The organism is Chryseobacterium subflavum, assembly GCF_055762745.1.
This window is the reverse complement of sequence record NZ_JBVTMR010000004.1, coordinates 111,901-127,720: the sequence shown is the minus strand read 5'-3', so window position 1 is coordinate 127,720 and position 15,820 is coordinate 111,901. Positions and strand designations below refer to the sequence as shown.

The window sequence follows — 15,820 nt, the reverse complement described above, 5'->3', positions numbered from 1 at the left end:
TTCCAAATATAATTATTTATTAGATACTATTTTTGATTGTTAGTTAAAATCTGTTAATATTATTGATGTTTATTCAAAAGAAAATCCTGTATTGCTACAGGATTAATAAATTTTAGTTTCCGGGGGGTTGAAAGGTGAGTTGGAAAATTTTTTATCAGGGTGTTCAAAAACTCCTTTGATTATTCCCCCAATATTATCCCTCATAAGAAGTTTCGTGTACTTTTACAGCCCTTCCGCTTGGATCGTTCATTTTCTTAAAAGCTTCATCCCATTCCAGTGCAATAGGAGTGGAACATGCCACAGATGGTACAGACGGAACTGTTGCTGCCGCCGTTTCACTTGGGAAATGTTCTTCAAAGATCGTTCTGTATCTGTATTCTTCTTTATTCTGAGGAGTGTTCAATGGAAATCTGAATTTTGCATTCGCCATCATTTCGTCCGTAACCTCTTTCTCTGCCACTTCACGCAAGGTATCAATCCATGAATAGCCTACGCCATCGGAGAATTGCTCCTTTTGTCTCCAGACAATAGATTCCGGTAGGATATCTTCAAAAGCTTTTCTTAAAATCCATTTTTCTATTTTGCCATCAGCGGTATCAATCATTTTATCTTTAGGGTTAATATTCATAGCAATGTCCATGAATTCTTTGTCAAGAAAGGGAACACGTCCTTCAATTCCCCAGCTCATCAATGCTTTGTTGGCTCTTAAACAATCATAAAGGTGAAGTTTTCTTAATTTTCTTACTGTTTCATCGTGAAACTCTTTGGCATTCGGAGCTTTATGGAAATATAGATATCCACCGAAAAGTTCATCAGAACCTTCACCTGATAGTACCATTTTAATCCCCATGGATTTGATTACTCTTGCTAAAAGATACATGGGAGTAGAAGCTCTTACGGTTGTTACGTCATAGGTCTCCAGATGATAAATTACATCGCGTATAGCATCTAGTCCTTCCTGAACGGTAAAATTAACTTCATGATGGACAGAGCCGATATGTTCTGCTGCTTTTTGTGCGGCTGCAAGATCAGGAGATCCTACTAACCCTACTGCGAAGCTATGCAGTCTCGGATACCATGCTTCCTGGGTATCTCCGCTTTCAATTCTTTGACGGGCAAATTTTGCAGTGATCGCTGAAATTACAGAAGAATCCAATCCTCCCGATAATAGTACTCCATAAGGAACGTCACTCATAAGCTGTCTGTGAACTGCATCTTCTAATCCTTGTCTCAGTTTTTGTATATCGCTCTCATTATTCTTTACATGATCAAAATCGGTCCAGTCTCTTGTATACCATTGTTGTAGCTCCATACCATCTTTACTGTAAATAAGGTGTCCCGGTAAAAAGGTTTCAATGGTTTTACAAATTCCTTCCAGTGCTTTTAATTCTGAAGCTATATAGAAGTTGCCGTTTCTGTCCCATCCTTGATAAAGCGGGCAGATCCCCATATGATCCCGCGCGATGAGATAAATATCATTTTTGATATCATACAACGAAAATGCGAAAATACCATTAAGCTTTTCCAGAAAGTCTTTACCATACTTTTCGTAAAGTGCTAAAATAACTTCGCAATCGGATTGGGTTTGAAATTCATAGTTGGGAAATTCTTCCTTCAATTCTCTATGGTTATATATTTCTCCATTTACGGCTAAGACAATATTCCCATCTTTAGAAAATAAAGGCTGCTTTCCGGATGTAGGATCTACAATGGCTAATCTTTCGTGAGAAAACACCACTTTTTCGTTCTGAAAAACTCCACTCCAATCCGGACCTCTATGACGGATTTTTTTTGACATTTCCAAGACCTGAGGTCTTAATATTTCTGTTTTTTGTTTTGCGTCAAACAAACATACGATTCCACACATTTTTTATCATTTATTTAGGAGCAAAAATAGACTTGTAATTTAAAAAAGAAAACATTAATTAAATATAAGTTAATATTTTTAATTAAATAGTCTGTTTTAAAGAATTTAATTAATTAAATTGAATGATAAATATGATTTTGGTTAATATTTTTCTTACAGAAGAATACTATGCGTAGCTATACGAAATTAAAATGGGATATTTATTAATATATGGTAATTAATTATATGAATTTTTACTTTTACTTTGTGGCTCGAAATAATTTTTTTTCATCATTTGTGTTTTTACCTTCTTGTGATTAATATCACGAGAAGGTTTTGTTTTTTATTGAATTCCTAATAAAACCCCGGAAACATTCCATGAACTGAAACTTGTGCCCTCTGTAGGGCCTTGAGGAATTTTGATCTGGATACTGTGTTTTCCGGCCTTAAAATCTCCCAATGAAATAAATTCTGGATTCGTAATAGTCCCGGGACACCAGTTTGATCTGCTTAAATCTGATGAAGAGAGTCCATCCGGAAAATTTCCTGATGCAGGGTTATATAAACGGTATGAACCACAGTCTGTTCTCCATGGTGTAAAAGAGAAAATCATTTTTCCATCCACAAATATGGAATTGACTTTCGGAACGAACTCATCTCCGTTTTCCCATCCGCCATGGCCTGTCGTTATATAACGTAACTGCGCATTTTTCAGATCTTTTTTTAGAGTGAATTCTACGAAGAGTCCTTTTTCGGCATTAAACATCGTGGAATAATCCTGTCCCGCCATTTCCATGATGTTGACGGTATTGAACAACGGAATTACAGTATTGTTTTTGTAAACAGTCTGATCACTTTTATGAATCGTGATTTCCAGATTTATTGTATGTCCGCCTTTATCATAGTTTCCTATAAAGGTTCCAATCCATAATTCTTTATCAGATAAAGAAGGCTTTAGTTCTGTAATATCCTGACGGTATGGACTGATTGTTTGCCAGTCTTTTCCTTTTAGCTGGATGTGGTTGAATTTTTGAATCCCAAATGCGGTAAAGAAGCGCATCATTTCAATGCTCGGATCATAATTATCTGTAGGGATAATGCCATAATATTGCTTTCCATTTCCGTTTTCGTATACCGGAAGTGTTTTAGCACCTTTTTCCAGGCCATCAAAAAAGGATTGCGATTTATTCTGAGGAATAAAGAAAACGGTTCCTGTTCTGTCATAAGCATCACCATTGGATTGCTGTTTTAATTCAATGAAAATATTTTCTCCTTCAGATATCTTTGGAAACTTTACCTTTTTTAAGATAATTGTTCCATTTGCAAATCTTTTTATCTTTTCGTCGGATTTGGATTCGTCCGAGAAGTTGATCGTTTCGTTTTCAAAAACTTTCAAAGTAGTAAAGCGGCTTTTCCAAAGCTGATCTTTGTAACCTAAAAGATCTGTAGAGGTAATGGATCCTTTAATGATATCCGCAATATTGGTTTTTTTTACTTTTTTAATAGAAGTGGCAGTAATTAGAGAATTTTTATTTCTTTCAATTTCCAGAACCAATCCCAGGTTTTGTCCTAGCGCTGAAGGTCCGCCACTTATCTTTAAATCTCCTGTGTACCAGATTTCTATGGTGTTGGAGTTGATTTTAGTGACAGCCTTCCGGCAGGTGTAGCCGAGAATTTTTTTTGTTTCATTGGTTAATTCAAAGGTCTGTTTGGCTACTGATTCTTTATCGGCAGTAGAAATAATCTCATCAGGCTTTAAAAACCCGTATGATACAATTGTATTTGAAGGTTTTTCAATTTTTGTAATTTCAAACGGATATTCGCTCTTTTGTTCCCTGATAGAGTTATTAAGGATAAAGTTTTCACTGCCGTTAACCCATATAAAAGTCGGTGACTGCTCTGTCTGTATTTTCCCGTTGTAAGAATTGGTATACTGTATTTCATAGGTTTGGGCCGATGAAACATAATACAGAAAAGCAAAGAAAGTAAATAAAAATCGTTTACACATGTGCGGGTGGTTTATCACAAATATACAATGTCTTACAAATGTCTACCTGTAAATTCTATGGCATTTCATGAATAGGTATTCCAAGGATACCGAAATGTTACGAATATTGAGAATTTTTTTTTGATTAATGATGTATTGTAAAAAAACTACTCCAGAAAATGGAGTAGTTAGTATATTTATAATGTAAGGCTGGTTAGGCTAACCTTTCTATAAGAGCCATATAGAATCCGTCATATCCTTCGCTAGGCATTACTTTTTCGTCTTTAATAAGTTTGAAGTCCGGGTTGTTTTTAAGAAATTCCTTAACCTGTCCGGTGTTTTCAGAAGGCAAAATAGAGCATGTGGCATACACCATTTTTCCACCTTTTTTAAGGATTTTAGAATAATCCTGAAGGATTTGTTGTTGTTCCAGTTTGATTCTATCAATGAAATCCTGGTCGATTTTCCATTTACTGTCAGGATTTCTTTTTAAAACTCCTAAGCCTGAGCAGGGAGCATCAATAAGAAGCCTGTCTGCTTTTTCGTGAAGACGTTTGATCACTTTATTGTCCGCGATCATACGGGTTTCAATATTATGAGCGCCTGCTCTTTTGGCACGGCGTTTTAGTTCTGCTAGTTTCCATTCAAAGATATCCAAAGCGATGATCTGTCCTTTATTTTGCATTAGTGCTGCGAGGTGGAGTGTTTTTCCTCCTGCTCCTGCACATGCATCAACTACTCTTTGTCCTTCTTTTACATCAAGGAAATATCCTATTTTTTGTGAGGAAGCATCCTGAACTTCAAATAATCCTTCTTTAAAGGCTGTTGTTAAAAAAACATTCTTTTTTTCTTCCAGCTGTACAGCGTCCTGATAATTTCTCACGGTAAAAGAGGCGATACCTTCATCAGATAGATCGGAGATCAGTTCTCTGGGCGTTGTTTTAAGAGAATTTGCTCTCAAAACAGTAGGAGCCTGCTCATTTAAAGCTCTCATTTCCTTTTCCCAGCCAGCGCCTAATTCTTTTTCAAGGGTTTCAGCCAGCCATTCAGGAATAGAGTGTTCAATAGCTTTTGTAGGAACAGTATCTTTTTTTAGCTTTGTAATGATATCAGCGATTTTTATCCCGTCGAACTCCTCAAACTTTTTATAGCTTGTTTTGCTCCAAAGCAAATAAGCAAGAATGAGTTTGTATATGTTATTCGGTTTTACACCTTCTCCCATATAATATTCCAAACGCTTTTTCCAGCGGATGATATTGTAAAAAATTTCAGAAACAACGGCTCTGTCCTGACTTCCCCATTTTCTGTGAGCCTTTAAAAGTCTTTCAATAACTTTATCAGCGTATTTGTTTTTTTCAAAAAATGTCTCCTGTAGGGCATCGTGAATTCCGATTGCCAGGTTTCTGTGAATAAGTTCCATAATTGCTTCTGCTGTTTTCAATCTGCAAAAGTACAAATTATAGTTGAGATTTGAGATTGATGTAGGAGATGGGAAACAGGAGGTACGATAGATGCTGATAGTTAATACATAAATAGATAAATAGGGTGGGTGACTTTTCTCCCGATACCTGATTTTGTCTCTACACATTTCTGTTGACTTGATCCTTTAAAAAACTCTACCTTTGCAAAAAATTAAAATATGAGTGATATTGTTCTTTGTCCGAAGTGTGGTTCCGAATTTACTTATCCTAGTGACAACATGACGGTTTGTTCCCAGTGTTTTTATGAATGGAATGCTGATGAGGCAGCTGCGGAAACAGCCAATGAAGGTAAAATACTTGATTCCAATGGAAATGAGTTACATGATGGTGATTCTGTAGTGGTTATCAAAGACCTGCCGGTAAAAGGAGCTCCAAAACCTGTAAAAGCGGGAACAAAGGTGAAAAATATCCGCCTGAGACCTGATAGTGACCATAATATCGATTGTAAAATTGATGGCTTTGGTTCGATGGCTTTGAAATCAGAGTTCGTGAAGAAAGCATAAAACCTGATAATATATTCATTAATGCGTCTTAAGGGACGCATTTTTGATATATAAGAAGTTATAAGAAACAAAAAAAGGAAAAGATTGGACAGTGTAATCTTTCAAAGACTAGATTGCAGGATTCTGCTAATGTTCGTCCAGGAGGCAGAAAGAGAATTAACCAAAAGTTTCCTTATGCTATAGAATTACAAATGTAATAAAAAGTTTTAAAAATGAATTTCCGGAATCCGGACTTTTATCCACAAACTAACAATGAGCATATTAAGGATATGTTAATTTTTTTGGAAAAATCACCGAATCCCAAATTTACCTTTTATACTTTATACGTATAATAATTTTGTTTTTTCCGCCATTTAGCAGTTCGGCTTTATGCAAAGACAATTTTTACGGGGCCTTCAATTTTGCTGTTGGTATATAAAACGAGATCCTTTTCCTTTGCTCTTACTTTATTCCAATAATGGTTACCGGCAAACCTGCTTTCCAGAACTTCTGCATCCATGCCGTTTTCCGAAACTTTAATTTCATGCGGGTAATAGGAAAATTTGGAGATCCCAAAATTCTTCATTTCATGATCGGTGAAAATATTTACTTCCCCAAAAAGTTTAGCAACATAAGGATTGTAAGGTTCTTTGTAAGTTTCTTCCGGATGGGTGTTTTGGATCAGTCTTCCACTTTGAAGAACAACGATCTGGTCTACCCAAGGTATAATATCCTGAAGTTCATGAGTTGAGATGATTAAGGAAATGTTATGTTGCTTTACATACCTGAAAAGCCTTTCCCGAAGTTCTATTTTTCTTGGAAAATCAATATTACTAAAAGGTTCGTCCAGGATCAGGAGCTTAGGCAATATAGACAAAGCACGCGCAATAGCAACTCTTTGCTGCTGTCCGCCACTTAAATTTTTTGGGAAAACATCAGCATATTCCTGCAGGCCTACTACTTCAAGAAGTTCATGAACGGTTTCTCTTTTTTTTGATAGATTGATATTTGAAATAAACTTACCCACATTGTCTGCAACGGTGGAATAAGGCATCAGGTCAAAATTCTGAGCAACAAATTTCATTTGAGGTTCTCCGGGAACAAGATTGCCTTTCGGGCCCATAAGTGGAGTGCCGTCAAAAATAATTTCACCGCTTTCCCAATCTAAAAGTCCATAAATTAAATTTAATAATGTAGATTTTCCACAGCCGCTTTCACCGGCCAGGGCAATGATTTTCCCTTCCTCAAATCGTATATTGAGGTTTTGAAAAAGAGGCTGGTCTTTACGATGTGAAAAATAAAGATTGTTTATCTCTAATAGCATATTACAAATGTAGTATTTTTAAAAAAGAATTATTTTTTTTATTATCTTAGCGAACGTAATAAAAAAATATCAAAAATGAGAAAAAAACTGTTTTATTTCGTTATCCCTGCCGTTTTTGCTACAGCTGTTGTTGTTTCTTGTAAAAAAGACAAACCGCTTACAAGTGAAAGTAATGATGTTACGACAACAAAAGAAGGTGCTCAATATGCATTGGATACTTTAAATAGTAAAATAGAGTGGAAGGGGTATAAAGTCTTCAAATCTGAAAGTACAAGCCATTTCGGAACAATTAAGTTTGAAAGCGGTGATCTTACAGTGAAAGACGGAAAATTAGAAAGTGGAAAGTTCGTTGCTGATATGAATTCATTAACATCTGTGGATTTAAAAGATGATGCAGAGCAATTAGGAAAACTGAACGGGCATTTGAAAAGCGGGGATTTCTTTGAAGTTGAAAAATTTCCAACTGCTTCTTATGAAATTACTAAAGTTACACCGGCAGCTGAAGGTGATTATAATACTTTATTGGATGGTAATTTAACCATTAAAGGAATTACCAAGCCGCTTCAGCTTAAAGCTAATGTGTCTGTAAAAGAAGGTGAAGTAACCGTAGCTACTGAACCTAAAGATATTAAAAGAGAAGAGTTTGGCGTGAAATTCCAGGCTCCTGCTGAAAACGGAGTGATTAAAGATGAGGTAACTCTTCAGATCAACGTTAAAGCTTTAGAAAAGAAATAATTTTTTTATTTAAGTGAAATAAGTGATTGAAGTCTGCCTCTGAATAAGGGGCAGATTTTTTTATGATAAAATAAGAAAGTTTTTAAACTGAAAAATCGTATTTTTGCAAAACATTTTGAAAGGGTAAAATAATGATAGAAAAGATAGAAGAACTACTCGTTGAGGTAAATAACTTCAATACTACATCTAAAGAGGAGATCGAAAATTTCCGAATCAAGTATAATGGTAAGAAAGGAGTTCTAAACGATTTTTACGAAACATTAAAGGAAGTTCCAAACGATCAGAAGAAAGAATTCGGACAGAAAGTGAATTCTTTAAAACAGGCTATTGCCATAAAATTAGAAGATCTGAAAAGCGCTTCTGAATCTTCCGTCGTACTGGAGAAAGATGATCTTACAAAACCTGCTTTTCCCTTGGAGCTGGGATCGAGACATCCTATCAACCTGGTGAAGAACAGAATTATTGAGATCTTTAAATCTATTGGTTTTGCGGTAGCTGATGGACCTGAAATTGAAGACGACTGGCATAACTTTACGGCACTTAACCTTCCTGAATATCATCCGGCAAGAGATATGCAGGATACTTTCTTTATTGAACAAAATCCTGATATTCTTTTGAGAACGCATACTTCTTCAGTGCAGATTCGTTATATGGAGGAAAACCAACCCCCAATAAGAATTTTATCTCCGGGAAGGGTCTTCAGAAATGAAGCGGTATCTTCCCGTTCTCATTGTATTTTCCATCAGATTGAAGGGTTATACATCGATGAAAATGTAAGCTTTGCGGATTTGAAGCAAACCATCCAGTTTTTTACTACTGAACTTTTTGGAAAGTCCAAAATCAGAATGAGACCTTCTTATTTCCCTTTCACTGAACCTAGTGCTGAAATCGATGTGTACTGGGGATTAAACTCTGAAACGGATTATAGAATTACTAAAGGAACAGGCTGGCTGGAAATTATGGGTTGCGGTATGGTGGATCCGGCTGTTTTAAAAAATGTAAATATTGACCCGGAAAAATATTCTGGGTATGCTTTCGGAATGGGTATTGAGAGGATTGTAATGCTTCTTTATCAAATGAGCGATATCAGAATGTTCTTTGAAAACGATATCAGAACTTTAGAACAATTTAAGACACTATAGAAAAAGCCTCCGGTAGGAGGCTTTTTTATGTTTGTTAGTGACTTTTTATTTAGAAAACCTTAAGGGGTATTTTACATTTTTAAAATCGTCGATACTTGCTTTTAAAGAACCGACAGCTAATTCAGCTTTAAGTAACATAGGAACGTGATTAGCATCATTAGAAACCCACATGGTTACTCCCTCTTTATCTTTAAATACTCTTCCACTCATTACTGACGGAACGATTTTTAAGCAATTGATGACTCCGAACTTTGTCTTTAAATTTTCGGTACCTACAACCCTTAAACGAAAAGGAAACATTTCATCATCAATCCAAACATTCATATTAATTACCGTACCCACTTTAAGCTCCGTCTGGCTTTGGCTTCTGAGATAATAAAAACAGGAAAGCATATCCTGTATTCCTTTTACAGATTTGATTACTTTTGAGCCGTTAGCCGGTGTTTTTTTATCCGTCAGGATTAGTGTATTGTTGTCATGGTTGAACACAGTTTCAAAATGTTGGCGATAGCTTCCTTCTTTTACATTTCGAACGTAGAAACTGGGAAGTCCCGTCTGTATATCAATGAAACTCTCATAAAGATCATCCACTTTAAAAAAAGCTTTTACAGCACCGGAGGTTTGTCCAGTTCCTTTTACATAGAGGTGGGGAGCTCCTTTGTAAGTTGTTTTTTGAGTTGTAAGCGTTGCATTTCCGGCTGTTAGTATTCCGTAATGGATCCTGAAAGTAATAGATTCGCCATCTGCTATATTATCAATCTGGCCAAAACCGAGAAAGAATGCGAATAATGCAATGATATTGACAATTTTCTTCATAATATGGTTTTTACAAAAACGCTGCCAAAATTAAAATTTTTCTATTTTACCCGTTATTTGATAAATCTCAGGTTTTTATTTAGACTCAATTAAATCAGCTTCGCGTTAAAATTAGTAAATTTGCAGTTATATGTAAAATTAAATTTTATTATGATTACTACCGACATATTGATTATAGGAGCCGGACCAACTGGACTTTTCGCAGTGTTTGAAGCAGGTTTGCTTAAAATGAAATGCCATATTATAGATGCACTTCCACAGCCGGGAGGTCAGCTTGCCGAGCTTTATCCTAAAAAGCCTATTTTCGATATTCCGGGGTATCCTTCGGTAAATGCCGGTGATCTGGTAGATAATTTAATGGAGCAGATCAAGCAGTTTCAACCTGGGTTTACTTTAGGCGAAACGGCGGTTACGCTTACAAAAGTAGATGAGGAATGGTTTGAGGTTGTTACGAATAAAGGAACGGTTCACAGAGCAAAAGCGATTGCTATTGCCGGTGGATTAGGAACTTTTGAGCCAAGGAAGCCTACCATCGAAAATATTGCAGACTACGAAGAAAAAGGTGTTGAATATTTTGTTAAAGAGCCTGAACACTTCAGAAATAAAAAAGTGGTTATTGCAGGAGGTGGAGATTCAGCATTGGATTGGAGTATTTTCTTATCTAATGTTGCCAGTGAAGTGACTTTGATCCATAGAAGAAATGAGTTTAGGGGAGCTTTGGATTCCGTAGAAAAAGTTCAGGATTTAAAGAACCAGGGAAAAATAAAATTAATTACCCCTGCCGAGGTTACTGCAATAAAAGGAGAAGGAAAAGTTTCAGCGATCACCGTTCAGGTAGATGGTGAAGAAGCTCATGATATTGAAACAGATTATTTTATTCCTTTATTCGGTTTAACTCCAAAGTTAGGAGATATTGCCAACTGGGGACTGAATATTGAAAAGAATGCCATCGTTGTAAACAATGCTCTGGATTATCAGACAAATATTGACGGAGTTTACGCTATTGGTGATATTAATACATATCCGGGTAAATTAAAATTGATCTTATGTGGTTTCCATGAAGCAACATTAATGTGTCAAAGTGTTTATAACAGATTGAACCCTGGGAAAAAATATGTTCTTAAATATACTACTGTGAGTGGAGTAGACGGGTTCGACGGAAGCCGTAAAGAAGCAGAAAAAGCAGTTGTGAAAAAAATTGACTAATTTTGCAAAATTATGTCAGATATCAATATAAAAATTACCGATAGGGAAGGTGTAACGCACGATGTTATTGCGCCAACGGATATGTCTATGAATTTAATGGAAGTTATCCGTTCTTATGAATTAGCAGAAGAAGGAACAATCGGTGTTTGTGGAGGAATGGCTATGTGTGCTTCCTGCCAGGTGTATGTGATCAATGATCCGGGCTTAACTGAAATGGGAGATGAAGAAGATGCTATGTTAGCTGAAGCTTTCCATGTGAAGGAAAACAGCAGATTAGGATGTCAGCTGCACATCGTGGAAGACATGGAAGGGCTGGAAGTAGAGATTGCTCCTTATCCTTAGAAAATTTTTAACTTAAAATATAAAAGTCCTGAAATTTTTTTTCAGGACTTTTTTTATGTATTGGAAAATTTAGAATTCCCGGATAGCATACGTATACTGTATCTTTGAATTGTATTTTCCTGCTGATGAAATCATGTGGAACCTATGGACTCCACATGACTGATTATTACTTTGAATAATTATTTCTGAGGAATATTCGCTAAAATTTCTTTCAGGAAACTCCAGAATTTTTGTGTTGAAGGGATATTGGCCTTCTCATCAGGAGAGTGGGCTCCTCTGATGGTAGGTCCAAAGCTTACCATTTCCATTTCCGGATAGTTAGCACCGATGATCCCACATTCCAGACCTGCATGGCAAGCTACTACATGAGGCTTTTCAGTGAATTTTTCGGTATAGATCTTTTCCATGAGCTGAACGATTTCAGATCCGGGTTTTGGTTTCCATCCGGGATAAGAGCCACTGAATTCTACCTGCATTCCTGCCAGTTCAGAAACTGATTTTAACTGTTCTGCCACAGCATATTTAGTTGAGTCAACTGAAGATCTTGACAGGTTTAATATTTTTAAATTTCCACCTTTAAGTTCTACTCTTGCCACATTGTTGGACGTTTCTACAAGATCTTTTACATCCGGACTCATTCTGTAAACACCATTGTGAAGAGATTTTAGGACTAAAATAACCTTTTTAGAATCTTCTTCAGACAGGGCTTTATCAGAGCTTGTTGAATTTTCTATATTGATCTGAAGACCTGGCTCAACAGTTGCAAATTCTTCTAAAATTTCTTTTTTAAGACCATTGGTTAGCTCCTCAATAAATTCATTGGCATTTCTTACAGAGATAATAGCTACTGCTTCTCTTGGGATCGCATTCCTTAAACCACCACCATCAATTGAAATTAATTGTACATTTTCTTTTGGTAAACCGCTGTAAAGCAATCTTCCCAAAATAATATTGGAATTCCCGAAACCTTTATGGATATCCATTCCCGAGTGACCTCCCTGTAGTCCTTTGATTTCAATTCTTACAATTTGTCCTTTCGCTGCTTCAAGCTCATAGTTTTGAGTGATAGTAACATCTATTCCTCCTGCACAGCCGATATCAATCTCATCATCTTCCTCGGTGTCAAGATTCAATAGGATCTGTCCGGTAAGCTGTCCTGGCTTTAACCCAAGAGCTCCGGTCATTCCTGTTTCTTCATCAATGGTAAAAAGTGCTTCTAAATCCGGATGCGGAATGTCTGAACTTTCTAAAATAGACATGATCGTAGCTACACCTAAACCATTATCTGCTCCTAATGTAGTTCCTTTTGCTCTTACCCAGTCTCCGTCAACTTCCATTTTGATACCTTCTGTATCAAAATCAAAATTAACATCACTGTTTTTCTGACAAACCATATCCAAATGTGATTGTAATACAATCGATTTACGGTTTTCCATTCCTGCTGTTGCAGGTTTTTTAATAATAACATTTCCTACTTCATCTACTGTTGTGGGTAATCCCAGACTTTCACCAAATCCTTTAATAAATGCGATTACTTTTTCTTCTTTTTTTGAAGGTCTTGGAACAGCATTTAATTTGGAGAAATTCTTCCAGATAATCTGCGGTTCTATATTGGATAATTCCATAAAATTTATTTTTATCAAAATTACGAATAAAAAATGCTCCCGTAAATTCGGGAGCAGTCTTTTTTATTTTGGAGAGGAAAATTTTTGAAAAGCGTAATTGCAGGATGATTAGCATCCACATTCTCCATAAATAGGCAATGTGATGACAGTTCCGTCAGGTTTTTCAATGGTTATGGTCCCTTCAAATAATAGAGCTTCTTCCCCTTTGATTTTTTTACCTTTTACGGATATTTTATAATCGTCATTTTCTATTTCTTTGGTTAGAAGTTCATCAGCTTCCATATCGCTGGATGAGATCAGGTTCATGGCTAATCTTTTTCCGTCCAGTTTCATGTAAGCTGTTTTTCCTGCATCATCAGCATAGATGTACTTTTCCGCTTCGAAATCAGCTTTGCTTTTTGCAAAGTAACATGAGCATTCTTTAATCTCCTGCGGGAAGGCTATCGTTTCAACCAGGATTTTTCCTGAACTCTCCACTTTTGCAGAATCCTGAACAATATTCAGTGAATCTTTGGGAGTGGTTGTTAAAACGTTTGGTTGTTCTTTTTTACAAGCTACTACCAAGAGTGCTGAAAAGATAACGATAAGGTATTTCATTGTTTGTGGTTTTAATGCATTTATCCTCTGGCTCTTTCAAGCAGAACCATCATTAATAAAGAAAGTATAACCAGACTTTCGTCCTCATCATCGATATCGATCATTCTGTCTAGCTGGAATCTTCTGCCAAAAAATGAAGGCATCTTTTTTAATTTAAAATATTCTTTTCCATCCACGCCTCTTACCGTGTAAGCAGGATTTAAGAAATATCCGGTAAACATACCGATGATCGGAATTTCACTTACCATCCCGTCGAAGAATTTTGTCCATGCATTATCTTCCGTTACTGTAAATTTAGGCTGATCATTTGCGTCCAGGATATTATAAGTTGACTTCCAGAGTGAACGCATTCCTTTTCTTGCCAGCCTTCCGAAGTTTTTTTTATCAACAAGATCATTTAAAGAGTAGGATGCATTAAAATCGATCCACTTATTGGCCTGTATCCTGAAAAGCTCCTTAGATTTGCTTTCATCATTAAAGACAATAACATCTTCCTTTAGCTTAAACATTTTTTGGCGAACATACGCCACATAGTTCCCGTTTCTGTCTGTAATGTTAAAATCACTGGCTAATGTTGTGATTTTGAATTTGAAATCCAGAGGATAATTAAGGTTGTTAAGAATCATTTAGTTTATTTTTTTCATATATTTTCCAAAGATATATCTTTTATTGGAGAAGAAGATGATTTATGCTTGAGAAAGCCCTATAGACTCATCTTTTTATATTATTTTTGTAAGTAATTATGGATTATCCAAGTAAAGTTTTGGCAAAAGCTGTGGATGAGATTTCAGGACTTCCCGGAATTGGCAGGAAAACAGCTTTGCGTCTGGCGCTTCATTTATTAAAACAACCCAATTCCAGGGCCGTTGGTCTCGGCAATTCTCTCATCAGTCTGGTTAATGATATAAAGTACTGCAAGGAATGTCATAATTTTTCGGATTTTGATGTTTGCGAAATCTGCAGCAGTTCCAAAAGAAGTGATGAGGTGATTTGTATAGTAGAGGATGTACGCGATGTTATTGCTATTGAAAATACAGGAAAATACACAGGAAAATATCTGATCCTGGGAGGTAAGATTTCTCCTATGGAAGGGATCGGTCCGAATCAGCTTAATATTCCAAGCATTGAAAGGAAATTGAATACAGGGCTGGTCAAAGAATTTATTTTTGCTTTGAGTGCAACCATGGAAGGTGACACCACAGCATATTATATTTATAAGAAATTTAAAAATTTCAATGTAAGTTTTTCAAGCATTGCCAGAGGGATTTCAGTAGGGGATGAACTTGAATATGCGGATGAGATTTCTTTGGGCAGGTCCATTATCAACAGGCTTCCTTATAACGAAAAGGATTAAAAATGAATACCAGGCTCTCAATAATAATTGTTAATTATAACGTTACCCAGTTACTTCGGAATTGCCTTTTATCCATTAAAAAATATGTAAAAGAAGTTCCCTATGAAGTCATCATTATTGACAATGCTTCTACAGACACCTCATGGCGAAATCTGATAGAAGAATTTCCGGGTTTTCATTTTATCGCTTCCGAAAGTAATGATGGTTTTTCAAAAGCCAATAATACAGCTATAAAAAGGGCAGTGGGAGATTATGTTCTGATCCTCAATCCTGACACCGAACTTGAAGGCTGTTATATGGATGAGATTTTAGATTTTGCAGATACTCAGCCTGACTTTGGGTGTCTGGGAGTGAGAATGCATGATGCAAAAGGCGCATTTTTACCGGAAAGCAAACGTTCAGTTCCGGATATGTTCAACTCCTTCGAAAAGTTATTTGTGAATTTTAAGAATAACAATTCAAAATCCTATTATCGGAATGACATTGATGAAAATGCAATTGATAAGGTGGGAGTGATCACCGGTGCATTTTTTCTTGTTAAGAGAGAGGTTTATGAAAGAGTAGGCGGCCTGGATGAAGCTTATTTCATGTATGGTGAAGATATCGATTTATGTTATACCTTACTTAGGAATGGCTTTACGAATTACTATTATGGTAAAGCTTCAATATTGCACTATAAAGGAGAAAGTACGGTAAAAGATGAGCTTTATCTCGAGCGCTTTTATGGAGCTATGCAGATTTTTATCAGTAAATATTACAAGGAATCGAAGCCTTTGCAGTATTCATTTTTAAAAGCAGGCTTAAGGCTCCGGCACAAAATAGAAAAGATCAAATTAAAATAAAAAGCAACTCAATTGAGTTGCTTTTTTAATATGTAAAAATA

Annotated in this window: 15 protein-coding genes; 7 read left to right on the top strand and 8 right to left on the bottom strand. The window is 36.0% G+C overall.

The window, feature by feature from the left end:
- Positions 1-193: 193 nt before the first annotated feature.
- The 3 genes from asnB to AC0INN_RS17925 all read right to left on the bottom strand — a co-directional run bounded on the left by asnB (position 194) and on the right by AC0INN_RS17925 (position 5,253).
- Positions 194-1,867, bottom strand: a complete 1,674-nt coding sequence (gene asnB, locus AC0INN_RS17935; RefSeq protein ID WP_306614399.1) for an asparagine synthase B — start codon at positions 1,865-1,867, stop codon at positions 194-196.
- A 322-nt stretch (positions 1,868-2,189) separates the two neighbouring features.
- Positions 2,190-3,854 carry a GLPGLI family protein gene (locus tag AC0INN_RS17930; protein ID WP_306614397.1) on the bottom strand — a complete coding sequence of 555 codons (1,665 nt, stop codon included), beginning with the start codon at positions 3,852-3,854 and terminating at the stop codon, positions 2,190-2,192.
- Between the two features lie 193 nt (positions 3,855-4,047).
- Entirely contained in the window at positions 4,048-5,253 is a 1,206-nt protein-coding gene (locus AC0INN_RS17925) for an RsmB/NOP family class I SAM-dependent RNA methyltransferase (protein ID WP_306614593.1), read from the bottom strand.
- Positions 5,254-5,472: 219 nt separating this feature from the next.
- On the opposite strand from AC0INN_RS17925, the gene AC0INN_RS17920 reads away from it, so the two are divergent.
- Entirely contained in the window at positions 5,473-5,817 is a 345-nt protein-coding gene (locus AC0INN_RS17920) for a zinc ribbon domain-containing protein YjdM (protein ID WP_273650805.1), read from the top strand.
- A 367-nt stretch (positions 5,818-6,184) separates the two neighbouring features.
- Here AC0INN_RS17920 and AC0INN_RS17915 read toward each other — a convergent pair whose 3' ends face one another.
- A complete protein-coding gene (locus AC0INN_RS17915; protein WP_306614395.1) occupies positions 6,185-7,120 on the bottom strand; it encodes a sulfate/molybdate ABC transporter ATP-binding protein in 936 nt (311 codons plus the stop codon).
- A 75-nt stretch (positions 7,121-7,195) separates the two neighbouring features.
- Between AC0INN_RS17915 and AC0INN_RS17910 the strand changes: the two genes are divergently transcribed.
- Positions 7,196-7,855, top strand: a complete 660-nt coding sequence (locus AC0INN_RS17910) for a YceI family protein (RefSeq protein ID WP_172283961.1) — start codon at positions 7,196-7,198, stop codon at positions 7,853-7,855.
- 131 nt (positions 7,856-7,986) lie between these two features.
- The gene (gene pheS, locus AC0INN_RS17905; RefSeq protein ID WP_306614393.1) at positions 7,987-8,997 is read left to right on the top strand and encodes a phenylalanine--tRNA ligase subunit alpha; all 1,011 of its coding nucleotides are present in this window, start codon (positions 7,987-7,989) and stop codon (positions 8,995-8,997) included.
- A gap of 45 nt (positions 8,998-9,042) precedes the next feature.
- Here the strand turns inward: pheS and AC0INN_RS17900 are convergent, their stop codons facing one another.
- Positions 9,043-9,813: a DUF3108 domain-containing protein gene (locus tag AC0INN_RS17900; protein ID WP_306614391.1), complete on the bottom strand. Its 771-nt coding sequence runs from the start codon at positions 9,811-9,813 to the stop codon at positions 9,043-9,045.
- A gap of 150 nt (positions 9,814-9,963) precedes the next feature.
- Between AC0INN_RS17900 and AC0INN_RS17895 the strand changes: the two genes are divergently transcribed.
- Both AC0INN_RS17895 and AC0INN_RS17890 read left to right on the top strand, forming a co-directional pair.
- Entirely contained in the window at positions 9,964-11,019 is a 1,056-nt protein-coding gene (locus AC0INN_RS17895) for an NAD(P)/FAD-dependent oxidoreductase (RefSeq protein ID WP_306614389.1), read from the top strand.
- Positions 11,020-11,031: 12 nt separating this feature from the next.
- Positions 11,032-11,361, top strand: coding sequence for a 2Fe-2S iron-sulfur cluster-binding family protein (locus AC0INN_RS17890; protein WP_172283967.1), 330 nt, complete (start codon positions 11,032-11,034; stop codon positions 11,359-11,361).
- A gap of 179 nt (positions 11,362-11,540) precedes the next feature.
- On the opposite strand, the gene AC0INN_RS17885 is transcribed toward AC0INN_RS17890, so the two are convergent.
- From AC0INN_RS17885 to AC0INN_RS17875, 3 genes are all read right to left on the bottom strand, one after another.
- Positions 11,541-12,986, bottom strand: coding sequence for an aminoacyl-histidine dipeptidase (locus tag AC0INN_RS17885; protein ID WP_273650807.1), 1,446 nt, complete (start codon positions 12,984-12,986; stop codon positions 11,541-11,543).
- A gap of 108 nt (positions 12,987-13,094) precedes the next feature.
- Positions 13,095-13,583, bottom strand: a complete 489-nt coding sequence (locus AC0INN_RS17880; RefSeq protein ID WP_306614387.1) for a hypothetical protein — start codon at positions 13,581-13,583, stop codon at positions 13,095-13,097.
- A 20-nt stretch (positions 13,584-13,603) separates the two neighbouring features.
- Positions 13,604-14,209, bottom strand: a complete 606-nt coding sequence (locus tag AC0INN_RS17875; protein ID WP_172283973.1) for an LURP-one-related family protein — start codon at positions 14,207-14,209, stop codon at positions 13,604-13,606.
- A gap of 116 nt (positions 14,210-14,325) precedes the next feature.
- Here AC0INN_RS17875 and recR point away from each other — a divergent pair, with 116 nt between their 5' ends.
- Entirely contained in the window at positions 14,326-14,937 is a 612-nt protein-coding gene (recR, locus tag AC0INN_RS17870) for a recombination mediator RecR (protein ID WP_172283975.1), read from the top strand.
- 2 nt (positions 14,938-14,939) lie between these two features.
- Positions 14,940-15,779 carry a glycosyltransferase family 2 protein gene (locus AC0INN_RS17865; RefSeq protein ID WP_306614385.1) on the top strand — a complete coding sequence of 280 codons (840 nt, stop codon included), beginning with the start codon at positions 14,940-14,942 and terminating at the stop codon, positions 15,777-15,779.
- Positions 15,780-15,820 lie beyond the last annotated feature (41 nt).

Coding starts and splice junctions, on each gene's coding strand:
- asnB (WP_306614399.1), bottom strand. CDS start 1,867: ATGTGTGGAATCGTATGTTTGTTTGACGCAAAACAAAAAACAGAAATA.
- AC0INN_RS17930 (WP_306614397.1), bottom strand. CDS start 3,854: ATGTGTAAACGATTTTTATTTACTTTCTTTGCTTTTCTGTATTATGTT.
- AC0INN_RS17925 (WP_306614593.1), bottom strand. CDS start 5,253: ATGGAACTTATTCACAGAAACCTGGCAATCGGAATTCACGATGCCCTA.
- AC0INN_RS17920 (WP_273650805.1), top strand. CDS start 5,473: ATGAGTGATATTGTTCTTTGTCCGAAGTGTGGTTCCGAATTTACTTAT.
- AC0INN_RS17915 (WP_306614395.1), bottom strand. CDS start 7,120: ATGCTATTAGAGATAAACAATCTTTATTTTTCACATCGTAAAGACCAG.
- AC0INN_RS17910 (WP_172283961.1), top strand. CDS start 7,196: ATGAGAAAAAAACTGTTTTATTTCGTTATCCCTGCCGTTTTTGCTACA.
- pheS (WP_306614393.1), top strand. CDS start 7,987: ATGATAGAAAAGATAGAAGAACTACTCGTTGAGGTAAATAACTTCAAT.
- AC0INN_RS17900 (WP_306614391.1), bottom strand. CDS start 9,813: ATGAAGAAAATTGTCAATATCATTGCATTATTCGCATTCTTTCTCGGT.
- AC0INN_RS17895 (WP_306614389.1), top strand. CDS start 9,964: ATGATTACTACCGACATATTGATTATAGGAGCCGGACCAACTGGACTT.
- AC0INN_RS17890 (WP_172283967.1), top strand. CDS start 11,032: ATGTCAGATATCAATATAAAAATTACCGATAGGGAAGGTGTAACGCAC.
- AC0INN_RS17885 (WP_273650807.1), bottom strand. CDS start 12,986: ATGGAATTATCCAATATAGAACCGCAGATTATCTGGAAGAATTTCTCC.
- AC0INN_RS17880 (WP_306614387.1), bottom strand. CDS start 13,583: ATGAAATACCTTATCGTTATCTTTTCAGCACTCTTGGTAGTAGCTTGT.
- AC0INN_RS17875 (WP_172283973.1), bottom strand. CDS start 14,209: ATGATTCTTAACAACCTTAATTATCCTCTGGATTTCAAATTCAAAATC.
- recR (WP_172283975.1), top strand. CDS start 14,326: ATGGATTATCCAAGTAAAGTTTTGGCAAAAGCTGTGGATGAGATTTCA.
- AC0INN_RS17865 (WP_306614385.1), top strand. CDS start 14,940: ATGAATACCAGGCTCTCAATAATAATTGTTAATTATAACGTTACCCAG.